18 protein-coding genes and 3 pseudogenes are annotated in these 23,310 nt (G+C 35.1%); 12 read left to right on the forward strand and 9 right to left on the reverse strand.

The genetic code is table 11. From position 1 onward, the window contains the following. Positions 1-7: 7 nt before the first annotated feature. Positions 8-1,597, forward strand: coding sequence for a glycosyltransferase family 2 protein (locus tag OPR49_RS03825; protein ID WP_320157609.1), 1,590 nt, complete (start codon positions 8-10; stop codon positions 1,595-1,597). Beyond that, on the forward strand, positions 1,579-2,829 hold the full coding sequence (locus OPR49_RS03830) for a COX15/CtaA family protein (protein ID WP_320157610.1): 1,251 nt from the start codon (positions 1,579-1,581) through the stop codon (positions 2,827-2,829). Before OPR49_RS03825 ends, OPR49_RS03830 begins: the two co-directional genes overlap by 19 nt. Here OPR49_RS03830 and OPR49_RS03835 read toward each other — a convergent pair. Beyond that, positions 2,778-4,853, reverse strand: a complete 2,076-nt coding sequence (locus OPR49_RS03835) for an acetyl-CoA carboxylase biotin carboxylase subunit (protein ID WP_265026697.1) — start codon at positions 4,851-4,853, stop codon at positions 2,778-2,780. The genes OPR49_RS03830 and OPR49_RS03835 overlap by 52 nt on opposite strands. 63 nt (positions 4,854-4,916) lie before the next feature. Beyond that, on the reverse strand, positions 4,917-5,630 hold the full coding sequence (locus OPR49_RS03840) for a hypothetical protein (RefSeq protein ID WP_265026698.1): 714 nt from the start codon (positions 5,628-5,630) through the stop codon (positions 4,917-4,919). A 150-nt stretch (positions 5,631-5,780) separates the two neighbouring features. On the opposite strand from OPR49_RS03840, the gene gltX reads away from it, so the two are divergent. Both gltX and sdhA read left to right on the forward strand, forming a co-directional pair. Next, on the forward strand, positions 5,781-7,130 hold the full coding sequence (gene gltX / locus OPR49_RS03845) for a glutamate--tRNA ligase (RefSeq protein ID WP_265026699.1): 1,350 nt from the start codon (positions 5,781-5,783) through the stop codon (positions 7,128-7,130). Between the two features lie 748 nt (positions 7,131-7,878). Then, positions 7,879-9,684: a succinate dehydrogenase flavoprotein subunit gene (gene sdhA / locus OPR49_RS03855; RefSeq protein ID WP_265026701.1), complete on the forward strand. Its 1,806-nt coding sequence runs from the start codon at positions 7,879-7,881 to the stop codon at positions 9,682-9,684. Between the two features lie 57 nt (positions 9,685-9,741). Here the strand turns inward: sdhA and OPR49_RS03860 are convergent, their stop codons facing one another. From OPR49_RS03860 to OPR49_RS03880, 5 genes are all read right to left on the reverse strand, one after another. After that, a complete protein-coding gene (locus tag OPR49_RS03860; RefSeq protein ID WP_265027486.1) occupies positions 9,742-10,830 on the reverse strand; it encodes an IS481 family transposase in 1,089 nt (362 codons plus the stop codon). A 48-nt stretch (positions 10,831-10,878) separates the two neighbouring features. Next, complete coding sequence (locus tag OPR49_RS03865) at positions 10,879-12,996, reverse strand: ankyrin repeat domain-containing protein (protein ID WP_265026702.1); 2,118 nt, start codon at positions 12,994-12,996, stop codon at positions 10,879-10,881. 497 nt (positions 12,997-13,493) lie between these two features. Continuing rightward, the gene (gmk, locus tag OPR49_RS03870; RefSeq protein ID WP_265027517.1) at positions 13,494-14,099 is read right to left on the reverse strand and encodes a guanylate kinase; all 606 of its coding nucleotides are present in this window, start codon (positions 14,097-14,099) and stop codon (positions 13,494-13,496) included. After that, a complete protein-coding gene (locus OPR49_RS03875; RefSeq protein WP_265026703.1) occupies positions 14,083-15,888 on the reverse strand; it encodes a pentapeptide repeat-containing protein in 1,806 nt (601 codons plus the stop codon). Before OPR49_RS03875 ends, gmk begins: the two co-directional genes overlap by 17 nt. Beyond that, complete coding sequence (locus tag OPR49_RS03880; protein ID WP_265026704.1) at positions 15,881-17,074, reverse strand: ankyrin repeat domain-containing protein; 1,194 nt, start codon at positions 17,072-17,074, stop codon at positions 15,881-15,883. The genes OPR49_RS03875 and OPR49_RS03880 overlap by 8 nt, the downstream gene beginning before the upstream one ends. 329 nt (positions 17,075-17,403) lie before the next feature. On the opposite strand from OPR49_RS03880, the gene OPR49_RS03885 reads away from it, so the two are divergent. From OPR49_RS03885 to OPR49_RS03905, 7 genes and pseudogenes are all read left to right on the forward strand, one after another. Continuing rightward, complete coding sequence (locus OPR49_RS03885) at positions 17,404-18,063, forward strand: JAB domain-containing protein (protein ID WP_265026705.1); 660 nt, start codon at positions 17,404-17,406, stop codon at positions 18,061-18,063. Positions 18,064-18,165: 102 nt separating this feature from the next. Beyond that, complete coding sequence (locus OPR49_RS03890; RefSeq protein ID WP_065094946.1) at positions 18,166-18,501, forward strand: helix-turn-helix domain-containing protein; 336 nt, start codon at positions 18,166-18,168, stop codon at positions 18,499-18,501. Between the two features lies 1 nt (position 18,502). Further along, the gene (locus tag OPR49_RS03895) at positions 18,503-18,877 is read left to right on the forward strand and encodes a helix-turn-helix domain-containing protein (RefSeq protein WP_265026706.1); all 375 of its coding nucleotides are present in this window, start codon (positions 18,503-18,505) and stop codon (positions 18,875-18,877) included. A gap of 509 nt (positions 18,878-19,386) precedes the next feature. After that, on the forward strand, positions 19,387-19,527 hold the full coding sequence (locus OPR49_RS07585; RefSeq protein WP_406833416.1) for a hypothetical protein: 141 nt from the start codon (positions 19,387-19,389) through the stop codon (positions 19,525-19,527). Continuing rightward, positions 19,503-19,763 (forward strand): annotated as a pseudogene (locus OPR49_RS03900) (hypothetical protein); the annotation flags it as partial. The gene OPR49_RS07585 and the pseudogene OPR49_RS03900, both read left to right, overlap by 25 nt. 50 nt (positions 19,764-19,813) lie before the next feature. Beyond that, positions 19,814-20,006: pseudogene (locus tag OPR49_RS07590) on the forward strand (hypothetical protein); the annotation flags it as partial. Between the two features lie 205 nt (positions 20,007-20,211). Further along, positions 20,212-20,403 (forward strand): annotated as a pseudogene (locus OPR49_RS03905) (hypothetical protein); the annotation flags it as partial. Here OPR49_RS03905 and OPR49_RS03910 read toward each other — a convergent pair. Further along, a protein-coding gene (locus OPR49_RS03910; protein WP_265026707.1) for an IS630 family transposase occupies positions 20,360-21,371 on the reverse strand; the annotation gives its coding sequence in 2 pieces (ribosomal slippage) (positions 20,360-20,908 and positions 20,910-21,371; 1,011 coding nt in all). The pseudogene OPR49_RS03905 and the gene OPR49_RS03910 overlap by 44 nt on opposite strands. A gap of 137 nt (positions 21,372-21,508) precedes the next feature. On the opposite strand from OPR49_RS03910, the gene OPR49_RS03915 reads away from it, so the two are divergent. Next, positions 21,509-21,709 (forward strand): DMT family transporter, encoded by a 201-nt coding sequence (locus tag OPR49_RS03915; protein WP_265026708.1) that lies wholly within the window; start codon positions 21,509-21,511, stop codon positions 21,707-21,709. Between the two features lie 119 nt (positions 21,710-21,828). On the opposite strand, the gene OPR49_RS03920 is transcribed toward OPR49_RS03915, so the two are convergent. Beyond that, complete coding sequence (locus tag OPR49_RS03920) at positions 21,829-23,067, reverse strand: IS256 family transposase (protein ID WP_265026709.1); 1,239 nt, start codon at positions 23,065-23,067, stop codon at positions 21,829-21,831. Between the last annotated feature and the right edge of the window lie 243 nt (positions 23,068-23,310).

The following is a 23,310-nucleotide window of genomic DNA, read 5'->3' on the forward strand; positions in this document are numbered from 1 at the left end:
GCAACAATTGCCTATACTTCAAGCTGATAATGTAGAAAAAATTAAGTTTGATTCTAGTTTGTGCAAAGAGCCAGAGAAACTTTTTTACTATAAATTTAATATAATTCCTTGGCAAAAATTAAATAATACTACTTTTTTTATGGTTGAAGACACAAGCCGAGATATCAACCGTTGGGTCGAAGCTCATTACGGTATTGACTATGTATTAATAAAAGTGGATAGCGAACAGATTTTAAATCTTCTTAACTCGCACTTTGGTATTTCAGAATTTGCAAGCAACTACTTATATTACAAGAATCCTAATTTTTCAGCTAAAAGCATTAAACTAAGCTCAATATTTTTTGCTTCTTTCTTTATTGTAACTTCAATTTTAACACTAACAGAGAAATATACATATTTTGCTTTGATGTTGATATTTATAATCGGATGTTCTAGTTATTTATTCAAGTTTATAGCTACAGTTTTTAGCTTATGTGAAACCTCCAACCAAAAAGTGGATTATAGTAAGCTGAATGAACCTATATATACTATTTTACTGCCTGTATTTGAAGAAAGTGCAGTAATAGGGCAATTAATTGAAAGCGTTAAAAGTTTGGATTATCCAAAGTCGAAATTAGATGTAAAGCTTCTGGTAGAAAGTGATGACCAGGAAACGCTAGCAACTATAGAAAAGTACACTTTACCGCAGTATTTTGAAGTAATAAAAGTGCCTCACTCTTTGCCTAAAACAAAAGCCAAGTCATGCAATTATGCTATGAGCTTTGCTAGAGGAAAGTATGCAGTAATATATGATGCGGACGATAAACCAGACCCATTGCAGTTAAAAAAAGCACTGATTGAATTTAATAAGGGCGACGATAAGCTTGCCTGTGTACAAGCAAAATTAAATTACTATAATTGTGATTATAATTTTCTTACACAATCCTTTTCTCTGGAGTATATGAACTGGTTTCAATACTTATTGCCTGGATTCCAAAAAATGAACATGCCAATGCCTTTGGGTGGTAGCAGTAATCATTTTTCAGTAAAAATTCTAAAAAAAGTGTTTTTCTGGGATGCTTACAGTGTTACCGAAGATGCTGACCTCGGTTTGAGACTTGCGCAAATGGGATATAAAACCAGGATGATTGACTCAGAAACATTGGAAGAGTCACCAATTGTTGTATTTGCTTGGATTAAGCAAAGAGCGCGCTGGATCAAAGGCTATATGCAAACTTATATTGTTCATTTAAAAAATATAAAGTCACTTTATAAACACACTGGATTTAAGGGAATTTTGCTATTGAATCTTTTTGTTGGCTCCGCAGCTTTTATATTTTTTACTACTCCATTTTTACTGCTTTCATTAATATTAACTAAAGTTTTAAATGAATTATTTTTGTACTACTTTGTAGTGGTATACGTTACTAACCTGATTCTTCTGGTAATAGCTGTCAAACAGCAAAAGATGCCTTTTTATTTTTATATAGTATCGATATTTTTTCCGGTCTATAGTCTGCTACATAGTGTTGCAGCTTTTCTTGCCTTGTGGGAATTTATTCTTTACCCTGAGCGATGGAACAAAACTCAGCATGGTTTATGGAAGCAAAACCTGTAGCTATTTGGCTTTTTCTCTGCTCGGTCATGGTAATTCTCATGGTAGGGATTGGTGGATTTACCAGACTTTCAAAAGCAGGATTGTCAATCACGGAGTGGAAACCAATTACTGGAACATTACCACCACTGAGTGAACAAGACTGGCTACAAGAAAAATTAAAATACGAAGCTACACCTGAATATAAAGCACTTAACTATGGTATTAGTATGGAGGAGTTTCGCGCTATATACTTAATAGAATATGTACACAGATTGGTTGCAAGACTAACAGGTTTAGTTTTTGTCCTGCCATTTATATATTTCATATTAAGAAGAAAAATATCTAAAAAGGTAGTAATAAAGCTATGTGTGGCATTATTATTTGGAGCTTTACAAGCTTTTGCTGGTTGGTATATGGTTAAAAGTGGTTTAGTCACTGAACCTCATGTTAGCCACTATAGGCTTGCACTTCACTTATTATTAGCATTAATTATCTTTGCATTATTGTCATATCAATTTTTTGATTACCAAATATGGATCCCAGTGTTACGTACACAACTATACGAACATTGCAGTATAAGAGTAATTTTCACCAAAGAAGATGTCATCCCAGTGCCCAGACACTGGGATCCAGAAAACTTAACTTTAAATAAGTGGCTGCATAGTAAAAGCTGGATTCCAGTGTCAGCTACTTTCATGACACCATTTGCTGTGCAATTTATTTTCAAAAGTAAGCGTTCGTACAGTTGTGTGTCAGCTACTCGGATGACAGGATTTCAATCTACTAACAGTAGTATATATTACACAATACTTATTCTGATTCTAATTGTAATACAAATAATTTTCGGCGCATTTGTTGCGGGATTAAATGCTGGTTTGATTTATAATACCTTTCCACTAATGGACGGACAAATCGTTCCAGAAGATTTATTTTTCTTACAGCCTATATGGCTGAATATCTTTGAGAACAGAGCGACAGTGCAATTTATACATCGAGCACTGGCATTGCTAATACTAACTTTGGTAGTAATACTCACAGTAAAAAATGCTAGCGTAAAACCGGTATATATTATGCTGCTCTCCATCATCATTCAGATAATTTTAGGAGTGGTTACTCTTTTGTTACAAATACCAATAGCCATTGCCATAGCTCATCAAGTGTTTTCATTTATCTTGTTTGGGTCAAGTTTGTACTTCTTATGTTATTTAAGAAAGCAGACTACATCACCAATCTGCACATTTTTTCCTTCTTGAACGGGAATATTTTTTATCACCATTGCTGCTTCAGCACATATGATATTTTCCATTTTCATTGCCTCCACCACAAATAAAGGTTGTCCTATTTCCACCTGATCTCCTACATTTACGTGTAATTTAACTAATAAACCAGATATTGGGGATTTTACAGCATCTGCTGAAATCCCTTCTGTTTCATTATTTAGCATTAACTTACTTAATTCAGCTACATGAGGTTTTAATATACAACACTCAGCTTTCATACCTGCATGTCTTATGAAGTACTTGCTGCCTTGTCTTTCTATTTTAAGTGCTATATTGGTATCGTCATTAATTGTGATATATAGCAATCTATAACTTGATTTCCACTTGCCTATAACGGAGTATTTATTGTGATTATATACTGTTATTAATATATTATCTTGGTATTTTGCATTTACGGAGTACTCATTGTCATTTATATTCACTATGAATAAATCTCTTGCACGGTCACCTGCCATCCGAGTAGCTGATACTGGTGCCCCTTCTTTTTTACTAGATTCCAGTGTCACGCACTGGAATGACACCTGAGATGTTTTATTCACTGCTTCGTAATAGTACCTTTCTTCATTTTCTAAATGGACATATAGCGCAGCAAAAATAAAAACTTTTATATACTCTTCTGTAACAAAATCGCCGTGAAACCCACTAGGGTAATGATCTGGAATGAATCTCGTATGGAGCTTTGCTGCGATAAAATTTGGGTGATGGAAGATGGATTCTAGAAATTCTATATTATTTGTTACTCCTTCTATATAGCATTCAGACAATGCTTTTTGCATTCTGCTGATCGCTTCTACTCTATCTTTTCCATATGTTATAACTTTTGCAATCATTGAGTCATAGAACGTGCTAATTTCTGAACCTGCAGCAACTCCATCATCTATTCTTACATAATCATTTTCACCCGGTTTATCGTAATATTTTATTCTTCCGCTGGAAGGGAAAAATTTCTTCGATGGGTCTTCAGCGCAAATTCTACTTTCTATTGCAGAACCAGTAAGTTTAATATCATCCTGACTGAACCTTAATTTTTCTCCACAGGAAGTTCTAATCATTTCTTCTACTATGTCTATTCCAGTTATAAATTCTGTTACTGGATGCTCAACTTGTAATCTCGTATTTACCTCAAGAAAATAGAAGTTTTGGTCTTTATCTACAACAAACTCAACAGTACCTGCTGAAAAATAGCCAACTTGTTTTGCTAAAGAAACACATTGGGCATACATTTTTTGTCTTACTTCTTCACTAATAAATGGACTTGGCGTTTCTTCCATTATTTTCTGATTATTCCTTTGTATTGAGCACTCCCTCTCTCCAAGACATACTATATTGCCATATTTATCCGCTATGATTTGTATTTCGATATGTCTTGGTAATTCTATATATTTCTCTATAAAGATACTGCCATCCTTAAAACTTTTCTCTGCTTCATTTGTGGCTGATGTAAATGCTAGTTCAATTTCTTTTTTGGAGTTTACAATTCGCATTCCTTTGCCACCACCGCCTGATGCAGCTTTGAGCATAACGGGAAAACCGACCTCTTTAGCAACTTGAGCTGCGTGGGCAGCATCGCTGATCTTACCCATATATCCTGGCACTACATTCACTCCAGCTTTTCTTGCCGCTTCTTTTGCTGTTATTTTGTTGGCTGTAACTTCTATTGTTTCTGCACTGGGGCCGATGAAGTCTATATTATGCTTCTGCAAAGCACGTGGAAAATCTGGATTCTCTGCTAAAAAACCATAGCCAGGATGAACTGCCTGCGCACCTGTTTCAACTGCTACTTCACATATTTTTTCAATGTTTAAATAACTGAGGCAAGATGGCGAAGGGCCGATATATCTTGACTCATCTGCTTGTCTTACATGTACAGAATTAGTATCTGCATCCGAATACACACACACACAAGATATACCCATCCTACGAGCAGTTCTGATTATCCTGCAGGCAATCTCCCCTCTGTTTGCTATTAAAATCTTACTGTACTTCTTTTCCGTCATCTTATCAGTATACTTTCTTAGCTTGAGAAAGTAAATTTCTATATCATTGCCTGCAATTTTTTGTTATATCCTTGCAAGATCCGCATTACTAAAAGTTTCTACTGGAGTGCTCACGTCATGCAAGTCATGTATCTCACTAAATACTTTGCCTGACAGATACGCAGCCCCACCAGAAATTATCCCAGCCATCGAAGCCAATGCAAGAGACTGAGAAACTAAAAATAAAAAGTATAAAGACAAACATAAAGCAGCAATACATGCTATCGCTCCTACTATATATAAGCATAGGCGAAACTTCTGGTTACATATAAAGCTGTCTTTTATGCCTGCGATTTCTTTTATTTCTTTTTTGACTGTCTTACTAACCCAGTCAAGAGGAGTCTTTTTAGATTGATCTAGCGCACATCTATTGCACAATGCCTCTTTAACATAATTCTTGACATTTTCTAATTTTTTCGGATCACAATTTGGGTTAGTTTTTTCAGACTCCAAATGCTTGAATATTCCTTTTACTACACTTGGTAATATCCCCACTTCTGCTGCTATATGAAATGGATTTTCATGATCTTTATTGTACTCTAACAAATGAACATTACTTTCAACACTTTTCTTGAAAATAGATAAAAACTTATCAACCTTTCCTGTTTTTGCAGCTAAATGCAGGAGATTATCTCCCCTAATTCTTTGTTTTGTTTTATCAAATGGGCCGGTGTAACGCCAATTGATATTAGCTTCATTATCTGAAAGCAATTTTGCTATATCTACAAGTCCATCCATAACTCACCTCGCTATATTCAACCAATACTAAATTATACAACACAATTTATGAAAAATAAATAAAATTTTATCTCTCAGAATAAATAAATTCTACATTGTTACAAACGTGGATTTTGGGTATCATAGCCTATACTTTACTGTAACAATAACATGCCAGACGTAGTCACTAGATTCGCTCCATCACCAACAGGGTCTTTGCATATTGGAGGGGCTCGTACTGCGTTATTTAATTGGCTCTACGCGAAGCACCATGGTGGCAGGTTTTTGCTAAGGATTGAGGACACCGACAGAAAACGTTCAACACAGGAAGCAATTGATGCAATAATAGAAGGGCTAAGATGGCTCGGTGTGAGCTATGATGGGGAAATAGTATATCAGTCAAAAAGAATAGAGCGGCATAAAGAAGTAGCAAACCTTTTAGTTGAGAAGGGTAGGGCGTATCACTGTTATTGCCCTGAGACAGAAAGGAAGACAAAAGCAAGAAAAGAAGGAAAAATATATAAGCATAAATGTACTAGTGTGACATCAAACGTGAAGCCTGTTGTCCGCTTTAAAGTGCCAGACTCGCAAGAGATCGTCATTGATGATAAAATATACGGCCAAATCAAAGTAAATAGCGAGCAGCTTGATGATATAGTGATCTTACGCTCTGACAACACTCCAACATATATTTTTGCTGTCGTAGTTGATGATCATGATGCTGGAATAACTGATATAATACGCGGCTCTGACCATCTTACTAATACCTTTAAGCAGTTGCTGATATACCAGGCTCTTGATTTTGACATTCCACGCTTTGCACATGTGCCGCTTATCCACGGGGAAGATGGAAATAAGCTATCTAAAAGGCATGGTGCTACAAGCGTTTGTGATTATGAAAAGATGGGGATATTGCCAGAGGCAATGCGTAATTACTTACTCAGACTTGGCTGGAGTCACGGTAATAATGAGATTATTAGCGATGAGCAAGCAATAGAGTGGTTTAATTTAGAAAGTATTGGTCGTTCACCTGCACGGCTTGATTTTAAAAAATTGGAGCATTTGAATAACCACTATATTAGTAATATGAGCAATGAAGATATTCTGACTCTAATGCTTAGAGAAAATACTCTAACTGACAAAAAAAAGGGCTATTTACTGCAGGGACTGACAGAGCTAAAAAAAAGAGCAAACTACCTGACCGAATTATTGGATTTAGCAAAATTTTATATTCAAGATCCGCCACTTGATTTAAGTGAAGAAGCTTGTCAAATTGTCAAATCTAACCTCATAATTAAGTTACTCGCATCACTTCTGTCAAAGATCGGTGATGAAAATTGGAATAAGGGTTTTTTATCTTCTCAGATCAAGGAATGTGCAAAATTGCACGATATGGAAATAAGCGATGTATACCACTCATTACGCGCCCCTATAACTGGAGTAATGGATGCACCTGGAATCATTGATATCATGGTGATTCTTGGTAAAGATGAGTGTATAAGAAGGTTACAAGCAATTTAAATGAAATAAGAAAATTACTTGACATCCTTCGCCAGCCCCCTTATCATGAAACTGAAGCTATTTATTTATCTTCGCAATCTGCAGATTAAAACGACAAAGGGAACTTTGTATTTGGCGTAAATCATGCTTAATTTTTTGCACTATGTGCACCTTATGTCTTTATCAAATTTCTAGGTTTTTACCTATATAAGCTGAAACGCGCTTATAAAGCGTTCAAGACATCAAAAGACGTCAAATAGAACAAGGGAGAATTTGAATACTAGCTACCCTAGGTTTTCTTTGCCTTTTTTTTCTGCCTAGTAAATTTCTTAAATATTTATAGCTAAACGACAATCTTCATCCCGCTGCTTGTTAGCGGGATCTAGAGATACCGCGAATGAATCGCGGTATGACGGCTAAGTAGGGTGTCATCCCAGTGCCCAGACACTGGGATCCAGAAAAATTGATTGTAAACAAACGACTATACAACATTTTCAATAAAATTACAAAAAAGCTGGATCCCAGTGTCAAGCACTGGGATGACATCATAGAGGCGCTGGGATGACATCATAGGGGCACTGGGATGACAGGCTAGCCTGACAACCGTCATCCCGCTACGTGTTAGTGGCTGAGATACTGCGGCGGTATGACGTAGGATTGCTGTCATTCCGCTACTAGTTAGCGCCGCGGCGGCATAGCTATAGAAAACTTGTATAGATTTTTTCTACTTCTGTGATATCATAAGCCTGTAATGATAAAATAAGTAAATATGGATAAGTCAGCGTATGAGATCATAGAACATGAGTATGATGTGGTAGTAGTAGGTGCAGGTGGAGCAGGGCTCAGAGCAACGCTTGGGATGGCTGCAACTAATTTTTCAGTTGCCTGCATTTCTAAAATTTTCCCTACACGAAGTCATACAGTTGCAGCACAAGGCGGAATTAGTGCAGCTTTAGGTAATATCGGTGAAGACGATTGGCGCTGGCATGCATATGACACAATAAAAGGTTCAGACTGGCTTGGTGATCAAGATGCAATAGAATATATGTGTAAAAACGCTGCTAAAGCTGTTATTGAACTTGAAAATTTTGGTGTACCTTTTTCTCGTACAGAAGATGGCAAAATATACCAGCGCTCTTTTGGTGGAATGACAACTCACTTTGGTAAAGGAAAATCAGCGCAGCGCACTTGTGCGGCAGCAGATAAAACTGGGCACGCAATCCTTCACACTCTATATCAGCAGTGTCTTAAATTCAACGCTGAATTTTTTGTTGAATACTTTGTGATTGATTTAATTATGGATAGCGAAACCGGAGCATGCTGCGGAGTTCTTGCTTGGTCGCTATGCGACGGTACATTACATAGATTTCGTGCGCATAGAGTGGTGCTAGCAACAGGTGGATATGGACGTGTTTATTTCTCTGCAACAAGTGCGCATACCTGCACAGGTGATGGTAATGGCATGGTAGTAAGGGCTGGATTACCACTTGAAGATATGGAATTTGTACAATTTCATCCAACAGGAATATATGGCTCAGGGTGCTTGATGACAGAAGGATGCCGTGGTGAAGGGGGGTACCTCGTTAATTCTCAGGGCGAGAAGTTTATGGAACGTTATGCACCAAAAGCAAAAGATTTAGCTTCCCGTGATGTGGTAAGTCGCGCAATAACAATTGAAATTAGAGAGGGAAGGGGAGTTGGACCGAAAAAAGATTACATGTATTTAACTATAGCACATCTTGATCCGGAAGTAATAAAACTCAGATTGCCGGGCATTAGCGAAACCGCAAGAACTTTTGCTGGAGTTGATGTCACTAAAGATCCAATACCGGTCATTCCGACTGTTCACTACAATATGGGTGGCATTCCAACCAATTATCATGGAGAAGTGATCACGCTGAAGCAAGGTAAGGAAGAAGTGGTAGATGGACTATTTGCAATTGGAGAAGCCGCATGTGTCTCTGTGCACGGTGCAAATCGACTTGGCTCTAACTCGCTTCTTGATCTTGTGGTTTTTGGTAGAGCTGCAGCGCTCAGAGCAAAAGAGAAACTAAAGCCCAATACACCACATAGAAAATTGCATTCAGACTGTACAGACTGGATAGTAGATAGATTCAATAAAATGCGATTTGCTTCCGGTGGGCTAAAAGTAGCAAAAATACGCAGCGAAATGCAGAACACTATGCAAAAGTACGCATCAGTGTTCCGTGTTGCTGAAGTTTTAGAAGAAGGCAAAAAAGCTATAAAAAAGGTAGCAAAAATGATGCCTGATATTTCACTTGAGGATCGCAGTATGATGTGGAATAGTGATTTAGTTGAAGCACTGGAGCTTGCTAACATGATCCCACAAGCGGTTATTACCATGGAATGCGCAGCTAATCGCGAGGAAAGCAGAGGTGCCCATGCTCGTGAAGACTTTCCTGAACGTGATGACAAAAACTGGATGAAGCACACTATAGCGTGGCTTGAAGAAAAGAAAGGGCAAATTAACGTAAAAATTGATTATAAAAAAGTGGCTGAAAAAACTCTGAGCGGTGAGATTGATTTCATAGCGCCAGAGAAGAGGGTTTATTAGTCAGCCCATCTAGCTTATTTATGTGTAAAAGACAAGATTTAATCTGACAGAGAAGAATTAACTGACAGAAGAATTGACGTAGTCAAAACTAATATCAGGCTGTTGTTTAATGCTACTAATATTTTTCTGAAAAGCAATATGTTTACTGTCAAAAAACGTTTGCATAGGTGTTTTGCCATAGCAGTATTTGCCTGAGTGAGGCCTTGTCTCATTGTAAGAACGCAACCAATGATCAACATCGATCTGTAGATCCTCCAAAGAATAGTAGATTTTCTTTCTAAAGATAATATTGTAACACTCATCTTGCATAGTTCTATGGAATCTTTCACATATGCCATTAGTTTGTGGAGAGTTGGCTTTGGTTCTAGAATGATCGATATTTTCGATTCCTAAATATAGCTGATAAGCGTGATTTTCGGGCTTGCCACAATACTCCGTACCCCTATCAGTTAGAATGCGTAATAATGGAATTCTCTGCTCATCAAAAAATGGGATAACTCTATCGTTAAGAAGATCTGCAGCTGTAATAGCTGTTCTGTCCGTGTAAAGTTTAACCATTGCAACTCTGGAATAAGTATCAACAAAAGTTTGCTGATAAATGCGCCCTATGCCTTTGATATTGCCCACATAATAGGTATCTTGAGAACCCAAATAACCTGGATGTTGCGTCTCAATTTCACCATGAGCTTCCCTTTGTTCTTTCACTTTTTCTAAAGCTGCAAGTTGTTCTTCAGTTAAAATGATTCCGTCTTGAGCTACTTTTGCCTCCAGTGCTTTAAGTCTCTTTTTCAAAGTTTCAAGGTCATTTCTTAGCCATACAGATCTTACTCCTCCTTGGGAAATTATTATACCTCTTTTTCTCAGCTCATTTGCAGCTCTTTCTTGTCCATATGCAGGAAATTCTGTAGCTATGCCAATTATTGCTCTTTCTATATCTTCCGAAACTCTGTTTGCTAATAGCGGTTTTTTCTTACTTATTTCATGTAATGCTTCTTCTCCCCCATTTTCATATAACTCCTTGAATCGATAAAATGTATCTCTTGAGTATCCCATCACTTTGCACGCTTGAGACACATTTCCTAATTGTTTTGCTAGCTCTAGTAATCCTAGTTTTGGTTTTAGTATTTTTGTTTGTATTGTACTCATTTCTAACACTCCTTATTTTTATTATTCTTAACTTACTTTTTTAAAGTGTCATATCAAGTCCTGTTTAATACAATTTATGAATTGACGTAGTATTGATACATCGCTCATTTTGGTAGCTGGGTTTTCTGTATGCTCTGATTGATTTTGTTGTCTTTTTGCTGCTAGGTCTTCAGAATCATTTCCTAAATTCTGTTGATCATTATTAACAAGGTTCTTCGAAGCTTGATTCTGCTCTGTTGTTGAATTAGAGCGATTTTTGTCGTTAAATGTGTCCTGTGCTTTGTTGGTTGATTTTTCAAAAAGTTTCTTAATACCATCAAACCCTAAAGTGAGAGTAAGACATATAACTCCAGCAGTAGCTATGATAGGAATGGCTGCTCCAATTGCCATTTGACCCTGAAAGAAAGCAAATGTTACCATTGCAATAACAGTAATCGTTATCGTGATTGCTAACAGTTCGCGGGTCCTTTTTGCTGGATCTATGAATCCTGCTACAACAGATACTCCTTTTCTTATACCAGAACCTGCTTCTTTAATGCCAGACTTGCATTTTTTTGAAGCAGTTTTACAGTGGTATTTTTCCTCAAGCTTCTCTTTTAGTTCTTTAGCTTTCTCCTGTGCTTTCTGTGGAGTCCCTGAATAATCTTTTAGATCTCGTAAAGTTAAATAGTACTTTTTAGTATGGAATTTTGGATCTTTCAGCTCCAGAGAACAGGGATCAGCGCCTATTTCTAGCAGCATTGTACAAAATTTTGTTGTATTGTCATAAGCAGTTGCTGTATCAAAAATTGTTCCTTGCCGTAAGTATTCGATACTTCTTTTTTCTGCTTTTTTCTTTAATGCCAATTCTAGGGGTGTGTTCTCTTCTCCATTAGGTGCATTCACAGCCTCTCTTAATTGATCTTCAGATATTTTTCTTTCTTTTACTAAACCTAAAATCAATTCCAAACATGCAACTTTTTGTTCCCCTTTTAGTAAAGCAATGTGATGCAGAATATTATTACCCTCTTTATCTTGAGCAGTAATATCTGCACCATTTTGTAAAAATAACTCTAAGGCTTTATATCTATTTGTTTTTTCAAATTTTCTATCTGTACATGATCGATCTTCATTTTTTTCTTTTATATGCTGAAATAAATAATGAATAGGTGTTAATCCTTCTCTGTTAGTAGTATTTACAGCATCATCTTTACCTAAAATCAACTGCAAACATGCAATCTTTTGCTCTCCTTTTAGTAAAGCAATACAATGCAGAGCATTTTTTCCATCTTTATCTTGCACAGTAATATCTGCACCATTTTGTAGAAATAACTCTAAGGCTTTATACCTATTTGTTTTTTCAAATTTTCTATCTGTACATGATCGATCCTCATTCTTTTCTTTTATATGCTGAAGCAACTGATGAAGAGGCGTTTGTTCTTCCTGATTTTTACTATTAATGAGTTGTGCTAAATCTTCCTCGGTGACCGTTTTTATTAGGGTACCTAGAAACTTGCATTTCTGTTTCTTTTCCAACGACACGATAAGGTGTAAAATATTGTTGTCTTTTTCACCTTTCACACTATTAATATCCGTACAATCTTTTAGATATTTTTTAAATTTCCTGTTATTTCTATTTTTGATCGCTTTTAGTAATAGAGCATTGCTATTTGTTATTTCGTTGCTTATTTCTACTTTATGATCATCTTCAATATCGCTACCGTAGCCACTTTCTGCTTCACTATCTTCACTATTCCTACGATCATTTTTGTTGTGGGTAATACTATTAGAACAATATTTGCTATTATCAGTAATTTCTGAAATTACTTGCTTTACTCGTTCTTTTGTTTCATTTGATATTTTTTTCGATCGTTTTATTGCTTTATCTAGCACTGGAAGGAAGCATTGGACATAATACCTATAATATTTTTCTTGTTCTCTAAGTGATTCTTCTAATTTAGTTAATACTTCAGGGCTAGCACCTTCCTTGAATAACCTTTTACACTCCTTGAGAGCTACATCTTGACCTCTTGGTTTTTCACGCTTGTGTTCTTCTTTTTTTACCTTTCTCTCTATAATGCCATACAATTGTTCGTCTTTTCTATCCCGCTCTTGCTTTTCATTTTTATCTATGTATTCATCTAATTTTTTTGCATTAGTAGTTAGTGCGTTTAGATCTATATCCATACTAAAACCTCAATATTAAAAGCTATTTAAGTTGTCAGCTAAGATTCAATTTTTTTAATTAAGTCAAACGTTGTATATAGCTAACAAAGACCGCTTCTGTCATCCTATGGCTTGACCATAGGATCCAGTCTAAAAAATCTGGATTCCAGCGTCACGCGCTGGAATGACAACTTAAGATATCGCCTATAATTAACCATAAACATATTTCGGTAAACCTAAGTTACTTTTAGCTATATGTAGTTGAAATACAGATAGAAAGGCAGGTAAGAAGGCAGAAAATTAATTTCTGTAAGAAAGTTTGCCGTCATAGTTAAACCTCACTTGAACAGTTGTCTACTATTTTAACCATTTAATCTTAAAAAATAATAAATATAGCTAAAGTGACTTAGATTTACCGACAATTTGAAAAACCGTCATTCCGCTACTAGTTAGCGGAATCTATGCCGAAGCGGTATAGCTATAGGATAAGAAACTATAGCTGCAAATTGATGTTTTTATCAGTCTTCCAGGCTTGGTTTTTCTTCTGATTTTTTAAGTCTTTCTTTATTTAGTATGGAGCTTATCTCTTCTACACTTTTGTCAATATCATCATTGATTATTACATAATCATATTTATCACGTTTGCTTATCTCTTTTTGAGCTTCGGCTAATCTGCGCTCTATTTCGCTTGCATCATCACTATTACGCTTTTGCAAACGCAACCTAAGCTCTTTCATTGAAGGGGGAAGTATAAAAACACTTACAACTTTTTTTCTCATGAGCTTGAATAAGTGAAATGCTCCTTGCCAGTCTATGCTTAGTAAAACGCTTATCCCACTGCTTAAGTTTTGCTCTATAAAATCTCTTGGTATACCATAAAAATTCTCAAAAACTTTGGCGTATTCAAGCATTTGGCCAGCTTTGCATAACTCGTGAAATTTTTCTTCGGTAACGAAAAAATAGTCTTTTCCATTTATTTCGCCGGGACGAGGCTTGCGCGTAGTCATAGAAACAGACCTAACTAAATTAGTTGATTGCTCAAGTAATTTTGCTGATATAGTAGTTTTTCCAGCTCCAGAAGGGGAGGATAGAACCAATAATACGCCCTCACTTTTTACGGTCATTTTTCTTTGCATTTTTTAACATGGCGCTTTTTAGATCAGAGTTTAAAAAGCTAGAACCTTCTAAATTAGAATTTGATAAGTTGGTGCCAATAAGAGAAGAATTATCAAAGACAGTATAGCGCAAATCGGTTTTTTCAAAATTTGCCTTATTCAAATTAACGTTTACAAACTTTGCTCTACTCAATGTTGAATTAGCAAAATCAGCATTTTCTAAATTCATATCCTTAAATTCAAAGTAAGAATAATTTACATTAAATTTTTCACCCTGTGATATTTTCTCTTGCAAATCTTCAATTGAAGTTATGGCATTTTCTGAACCTGCAAGTTTTTTCTGCCCTTTATTATCAATCAAAATTGAATTATCAAATTTGCAACCTGTTAAGTGAACATCAACAACTGAACTTTTATATATGCTTGAAGAGAGAAAAGACATATCACTAATTGTTGAATTACTCAAATTGCTAAGAAAAAAACTAGTTTTCCTAAAGGCATTAGCGTGAAGCAAAGAAGATCTGAAGTCGCTTTCAACAAAATTTGAATTAGTTACTTTTAAATTGGACCAGCTTGAATTATCAGCTAATAAATTAAAGAATGTTGAATTTTCTATTTCACTGGAATCAATATTATGGTGAGAAAGCGTGCTGTTATAAACTTGAGAGTCTTGGATTTTTATCTTATACATTGAAGTTGTAGAAAGGTCTGAATCTTCTATCTTCGCAGAGGTGAATAGTGAATGGTCAAAAAATGAGCCATTCATGTTAGAATTCACAACTTTAGTATTATGAAACTTTCCGTGACGAATGTCAGCATTAGAGACATTAACTTGATGCAGTTCACTAAAACTAAAATCAATATTGGATAAATCAGCATCCTGAAGATTTGCTTCAGAAACATATGTATGCTTTATCTTGGAACCATTTAGTATAGATTGAACAAAACTTGAATTATCGTCATTCACATAGGAAATTTGTGTGTTGCTTAAATTAGTTTCGTCGAAGTTACTGTTAATTATGATAGAAGAATTAAGGTAGGCAGCGGAAAGATTGCTACCTGTAAAGTCTGATTCTTTTAACTCTGCACCATATATGTTAGCATTTTTTAATGAAGAAAATTGTATCTTTAATTTATATGCATCCACTCCAAAGAAACTTGCATTATCAAGGTTGTTTTTCTGCATAACGGTATCGTTTATTTCACTATCACTAAAATTTACGTGGCCAACATTCGAGTTTGATAAGTTGGAGAAATTCATTTTCACATTCGAGAAATTAGTATGCAAACCAATTACGTTGTGCATACTTACTTTTTTGAGATCGGAACTGATAAAATCAGCATAACTAACATTAGACTGATCAAATACGATATCTGTTAAGTTTGCAGAAACAAATTTTGTAAAACTCAAATTTGTACCTTTTATTTTAATGCCATGTAAATTAGCATTGGAGAAATTAGCACCACGTAAATCAACATCAATGAAAGACACATCTGATAAATCGGTGTTAGAAAAATCAGCACCAATTAGACTTACTCCATCAAAAACAGATTTATTGAGATATAATTGACTAAAATTAGCTCCATTTAAGTTAGAACCAAAACCTTTCTTAAAATCTTCTGGCACGCCCTCTTTGTGGCACTGCACCAGAAATTCAGCAAAGTCTTTTTTACTGTAAGATACATATTTTACATCATGCAGAGCGTTTAAAAAATCACTAATCTGATTTTTTTCATCATTTATTTCGTTTCCATAACATAAATGACCAACTAAAATTAATATCAAAAATCTAATCATCTTGCTTATCGCACTGTATTTCTTTCGTTTTTACAGCCCAATCGTACATTGCTGAGCTTTCTTTATTGTCTATTTTTCTATCCTCCAAAAGGTGTGGCATCATTTCGGCAATCGCATTTATTATCTTGACCTGCTTTCTTTCGATTGCTATATCAATTGGGGATTGAAAATTATTATTAACTACTCTAAGATCAGCACCTTGTAATAAGAGAAAGCGCACTATGTCTACCTCACCTTGTTTAACTGAATAAATGAGAGGAGTATCACCCAATTTATTTCTAAACCTTAGTATCTCTTGAGTTGTTAATCCAATTTTTTCTAGCTTACTTATTATTCCTCTTAAGCAAGGTAAGTTATTTTTCTTAATACAGTAAAAAAATTGCTTACTGTAATCATCAATAAATACAGTTGTAGGAAGATGCTCATTAAGGCTATCATATTGTCGTTTATATATTGACTTGCTTTGTATATCTTTATGACCCCATTCTTTTATTGGTTCTCTGTTTAGCTTTGTCCATTTTTGTAAATTTTTCTTTTCACTTTCATCTTTTTTAGTTATAGGTTTTACTCTATTGCGGTCCTTGGAATTACTGTTTGTTTCTTTCACTTTTTTTTCTTCAAACTGACTCTCTACTTTTTCTTTTTTTTCCTCTAATAATTGACTCGCATCACTTTTTGAAAGTTCATTATCTTTTATATCAATCTTCTGATCAGCTTGTAGATTTTTTTGCGGGTTAGCTGTATTCTCATTTAAATCAGCACTTAAAGGCAAAGGCTCTGGTTTCAAATCTTTATTCACTTCTTTATTGGCCACATTTGGTAAATTTTGAGCAAATTTGTCTGTGCTTCCTTCTAGCTGGTCATTTGGCAAACCTTTATCAATCCTTTCACCTTCACTTATAGTTTTCTCAACCACGGAAGCTTTATTTTCGTTGTGTTGCAGCTTCTCTTTATCGGTAGTGTCGTCTAATCTTTTGCTCTCAGCCTCTTGTGTTTGTTTAGCATCGACGTTGCTTTTCAACTCATCTTTTTGATTTGTACTGCTCAGTAAATCTTGCTTTCTTGCACCTACATTTTCGTTTTTATGAACTGACCCAATTTTCTTTTCTTCACCCTGCTCTATGGCAAACAGGCTCAGTGATCCAAATACAACAACTAATAGTATGGAATATAAAATACTTTTCATAAATGTTCAAAACATAAGCTTAATTAAAATGATACTATAATCAAATGATTAATCTACAGTAAAAAATGCCTTAGGATTTAATTTATAAAAAAACAATAGATTTTTTGTATCTGTTCAGGGGCATCGCAAATATTGAAGCAAAGTGGTCAGTGCTTACTGTACGAACATTGTGATTTGAGAGCAATCTCCGCTAGGGAGGATGTCATCCCAGTGCTCAAGCAACAAGGACAACATTGCAAATTTAGAGTTCAAAAGGGTTATTCCTCGAGAACTACTGCGTCAGAAAGCTGGCGCTGAATTTGTATATAATGTTGATCTTGGAGGTTTTTATGAATAATAGTGAGAGAAAAGAGAAATTAGAAACTCGTATTCTATCAAGTAGAGGTAGGTCTTTACTTGACCATGAGCTACTGGAACGTAATCTATCTGCGTGTGCAGAAGGAAGAGAAGTCGCTAAAAGGCTAATGGAGCTCTTTAGTAGTTTAGGAAGGGTAATTAATGCTGATTTTTATGAGCTAAAAAATGTTACAGGAATGAACGATGGAGCAATAGCAAGTATCTTTTGTCTGAAAGAGATTTTTGATAGGATACTGAAAGGTAAGTTAAAAAAATTGTCAATTCTTGATAATAGAGAAGAGCTACTAAAATACTTTAAAGCACCAATAGGGCAGTCACGAAAGGAAAGCTTACGAGTAATATACTTAGATCGAAGTGATCATTTAATATATGAGTATATTCAAGACTGTGGAACTATAGACAGAGTACCTCTGTATGTCAGGGAAATAATAAAACAGGGATTACTGATTGATGCAGCATCTGTTGCAATTTCACACAATCATCCAAGTGGAGATATAGAACCTTCAAAGGAGGATGAGGATAACACACTTACATTAGCTGCAACCTGTGAAAATGTAGGAATGAAATTAATAGATCATATAATCGTAACACAGAAAAGCCACTTTAGTTTTTATGACAGTGGTTTATTGTAATCTGTAGACCGGAAGGAAAGTTCTCCAACTTTCCTTCTTTTTTTCACTTTATAAATTAAAAAATTCAATATAAGCTTGAACAGCTAAAATTAGTAATGAAAGGTGGAATTAGGCAAAAAAATAAAAGAGCTTAGGTTATACTGTGGTTTGACACAAACTGAATTAGGAAAAAGAATAGGTGTTTCATATAGACAGATACAAAGGTACGAAAATGGTTCAAATTGCATTTTAGCTAGTAGACTATATGACTTAGCAAAAGCCCTATCGATTGATGTTGCTGATTTCTTTACTGATGTGCATGACGACTCACATGAAGCTTATGATGAGGAGATATTAAAATTAGTTAAAGGATACAATGAAATTAAGAGCAAAAGGTTACGTAGTGTAGTTTATATATTGGTAAAATCTTTTTCTCAAAGTATATTATCTGATACGTAAAATGACCATACAACATCCTATCGATAAGCAAATAGGTGAAAGAATAAGGAAAAGAAGGCTAATGTGTGGTTTTAGCCAAAGAGACTTAGGAAAAAAGCTTGAAATTTCATTTCAGCATATACAAGGATATGAAACTGGAGAGGTAAGGCTTGTAGTTGATAGATTATATAATTTGGCAGAAGCTTTGTCAGTTGATATGTTATATTTTTTTACTAAAACCTCTGAAGACTTACGTGATAAGGCCTTCCATAGTGATGTAGGTAGCGAAGAAATATCAAGATTAGTAAGAGAATATAGAAAAATTAAAGATGAAACATTGCGTGATATTGTGCATTCAGTGATAAAGGCTCTTGCTAATACAGGCTTTAAAGCATAAATTCTCTCCTTGAGTCGTTGAAGAAAACTTAAACTTTCATTTTCTTCATCATTTTGCTTTTGATTTTCTTTCACTTTGATGCGTGTAGTTATACCCTACACAAAGTATAATGTTTTAAAAATAAAAACCTGCACCATAAAATATTGAGATTTAGAATATTAACTTATAAAGTCTTTTCGGCAGTTTTAGTGAGGGTTTATTAGCAAGGATGTTGGAGGTTAGAAATGACTATATCTGAAGGTGTAATACAGGGTATAAGGCATAATGATAAGAACGAGATAGGGGAATGATTTTTTGGTCAAGATGGCTGTGCATTATCCAGCTAAGTTTGATAGCTTAGAAGTAACAAAATTTTTAGTAAATAATAAAGGTGTAAGTTTTAACACTAAAACTAATGACGAAAACAAGCCTATTCATATTGCAGCTGATTTTTGAAATATTGATATTGTAAAGTTTTCTCTTAATAGGGAGTAGAAGTTGGTACAAAAGGTAAAAACAATTGGACTCCTTTGCATTATGCTACCAATAAAGGATATCTAGGAATTGTAAAGCTTCTAATAGAAAAGCAACAACAAGAATCATTTATTAATAATTCTAAAACTACAGATCAGTCTACTATGCTGCCAAGGAAGGACATTTACCATCTGTAGAATTTCTCATAGAAAAAGGAGCAAGAATTGATATTAAAAATTCCAATAATAGATCACCATTGGAACTTGCAAATGATGGAGGACATGAAGAAGTTGAAAATTTACTAAGAAATGAATTACTTCTTGATGCTGTCAAGAGAAAAGACCGCAGTGGAGTAGAAGCTCAACTTGATAAAGGGGCTAATGTTAATTATGTACGTCGAGAAGATGGCTGTGCACCATGCTGTCAGTTATAACCATGAAAATCTTGAGTTTGTGAAGTTCTTAGTAGGGAAAGAAAAGGTGAAATTATTTAGCACCAAAAATTCAAGAAGATGTAATAAATGGGAGACAGCCAAGAGGCTTGAAATTAGCTGATTTGAGAGAAATGCCGATGTTGAGGAGTGAAACAGGTGGAAAAATTCTACGGTCTTAATTTACAAAAGCAACAGTATGTGCTAGAAGGAGCTGCTACAAAGGGTCATGCCAAAAGATGTTGAGGAAGTCAAATTTGATATAAATCAATGTTGCAGAAGCTGACACTCAATTATGTGAAAATATCAGTGTAGATAGTAAATATCTTAGCATAATTAGTTTGGATGCAAAAGCGGTAAAAAATGCCTCCTATGTTCTCCCTTTAGCTGAAATAAAGACATAGACCCGCTGCAAAAGGAAAGTTGCTGTTTTTATCATTTTTGTTTTGCAGCAGGTCTTTTATTGGAAGATCATTCAGCTCCAGGAATTGCATTTGGCCTTAAAAATTTTGTCAGAATTTCTTATGCAACCTTACAGAAACAATTAAAAATAAAGTACAACAGTATTATTAAAGCGTGTAAAATGCTAATACCAATTCTCATTGTTGGTCAGTCAAATAGGAGACATTGCAGAGTTGTTTAATTGTGGAGCTGGCAAGAGAAGTAATAAATTTGCACAAAGCACCCTCAAGCAGAGCAATTGTATCGTATATTTTATTGCGCAAAATGTTCTGTTTTATGTATAACCAAAGCCTCTCAACAGGATTAAGTTCAGGTGAATATGGAGGTAGGTATATAATCTCAATATTTTTAGCTACCTTTAAATTTTTTGACTTATGCCAACTAGCACAGTCCATAACAAGAACAGCTTCTCTTGTCCCTAGATATTGCGACATTTGCTCAAGAAATACATTCATGCAATCAGTGTTAACATTTGGTGCAAATAAGCTAAAACTCTCTCCATTTTTAGGATTAACTGCACTGTAGAGATAAAAATTATGCCTACCTAATTTTATTTTAACCCGAGTCCTAGTGCCTTTTTTAAACCATCCATGCCCAACTTTCGAATGTGTGCCAAACCTTGATTCATCAAAGAAAAATAGCTCTTTTTCTGGATACTTGCCAATAACTTCATTGAGATTTTTTTTTGAATTCCTCTTGTTTACTTTTATCTTGTACGTTGTGTACTGGTCTTGGTGTAATATATGAAAATTTCATCTTTTGCATATGGCAGTGTACTGTAGATTTGCTGATATTTAATCCGAACTTTTCCTGGATTCTTATTCTCATTTCTTTAATGGTAATATTAGGATTTTCTTCTATACATGCTTCAATTTGCTGTAGTTGAGCCTGATTTAATTTAGTTTTTCTACGGCGTGATGGAGGAGCAAACAGTTTTTCTTCTCTGCCAAATTTCAAGAGTTTTATCCACGAAGTTAGTGCGCTTCTTGAAATGCAATATATTTTTGCTACAGCCGTTATACTATGCTTTTTTGCCGCAATTACAGCATTTAGTTTTTTTGAAACATATGCATTGTTACTTACTTTCTTCAGCATTTCTTTTGCTGATTCTACTACTTTTTCATCCAATAATTTTGATCTTAATGCCATTTAAACCTCGCTACTTCACTTACTTTAGTATGGCTTTTTTTCCATTATTGTCTATCCGTTCTTTGTATAGTGGGAATTGGTATAAGTGAACTTTTAACATTCTTATGTATAATATATCAGTAAGATGGAGTTAGTGTATGGCCTGGGCGTATTTGCTATTAGCTGGTTTGGTTGAGATAATATGGACCACAGCACTGAAATATAGCAATGGCTTTACTCGTGTTATACCTGTAGTAATTATTTTAGTTAGCGGTTCTGTGAGTCTTTACTGGCTATCGTTAGCAATGAAGTCTATTCCCCTTGGTACATCTTATGCAGTTTGGACTGGTATAGGGTAACCGTTCACGGAGTATTCCCAATTAAGAAGGAATAGCGACTAAATTCTGTAATTTCTGGACAGGGTTCTGATTATTCAAACGTGAAGGGAATGTTCAAAAAAGTGTGTCAAAGCGCATTTTTAGTTCAACTCAATTTTCAATCTATCTGGAAAGAAAATATCAAGTTGAGACATAGTTAAAGCCCAATTAGGCAGAGCCATAGTCCATTTTTGCTCTACCTTCTTTATAGCACAATATACCTGTTTATACAAGGCATTTGTGCTGGTAAATGAGCCCTTGGTTTTAGTGAATTTTCTGATCTGTCTGTGCAGCCCCTCAATTGGATTTGTGGTGTAAATTAGCCTTCTAACTGGGCTAGAATACTTGAAATAACCAGATAAATTTTCCCAATTGTTCTGCCACGATTTTATAACTAAAGGATACTTTTCTCCCCATTTTTCTTCCAGCTCAAGTAAGTAATTTTCAGCAATTTCTTTACTTGTAGCACGATATATTTTTTTCAAATCATTCATGAAAACTTTCACATCTTTGCTGGATACATATTTTAGTGAATTTCTTATCTGATGCACTATACATAGCTGTACTTCTGCTTTAGGAAACGCACTATTTATAGCTGCAGGAAAGCTTTTTAGCCCATCTACACATGCAATCAGAATATCTTCTACTCCTCTTTCTTTGAGGTCATTTAGCACTCCCAACCAAAAGTTAGCTCCTTCACTTTCAGCCAAATAAAAGCCCAGGACTTCTTTTCTGCCATTTTGGTCTATGCCCAATATATTGTACATACATTTACTTACGCAATGTCCATCCTCTTTGACCTGAAAGAACATCCCATCCATAAATACTATCGGGTATACTGATTGCAGTGGACGACTACGCCATTCATTGATTATAGGCAGTAATTTGTCGGTAATACTTGATATCTCTGCCGCCGATATTTTGTGATCATAAATTTCCTCAACGTGTGACGCTATATCTCTATAGCTCATACCACTGGCAAATGTGCTCAAAATCTTCGTTTCAAGCTCTGGATGTAAGCTTGTTTGCCTTTTTTTGACTATTTGCGGCTCAAAACTTCCTTCTCTATCCCTTGGCGTCAAAAGTTCAAATGAACCGGCACTTGTCCGTAAAGTCTTTCCATTTCTCCCATTTCTTCGATTATTCTCTTCACTTTCAGCTAATAAGTGGTTTTCTATTTCACCTTCCAAACTTGCTTCCAGCAGCTTTTTTATAAATGGTGTTAATGCTCCCTCCCTTCCTGTCAACGGTCTTCCTTCTCGTATAGACGACAGGATATTTGTTTCCAACTCTTTATAATCTACCAATCCGTTAGTTCTGTTTACTACTTTCTGACTCATTGTCACACCTCCATTTTTTTATATCAATTTATTACTTTTTTTTCGGTTTGACACACTTTTTTGAACATTCCCTGGTTCTATGAAATCAACTCAATCAAAGTTTTCAAAAACCTTGAACTTGAAGAATAAGAATCTCAATAACTTGTATCTTCAAGGAGTAGGGCATTGTAGCTAAAATGTCTTGCAGGGAAGGTGAAGCCGATAAATTACTTATGCCAAAAAGGCTGACAAAAAGATTTTGCT

Origin of the sequence: Wolbachia endosymbiont (group A) of Bombylius major (assembly GCF_947251895.1) — a bacterium.
GTDB lineage: Bacteria > Pseudomonadota > Alphaproteobacteria > Rickettsiales > Anaplasmataceae > Wolbachia > Wolbachia pipientis.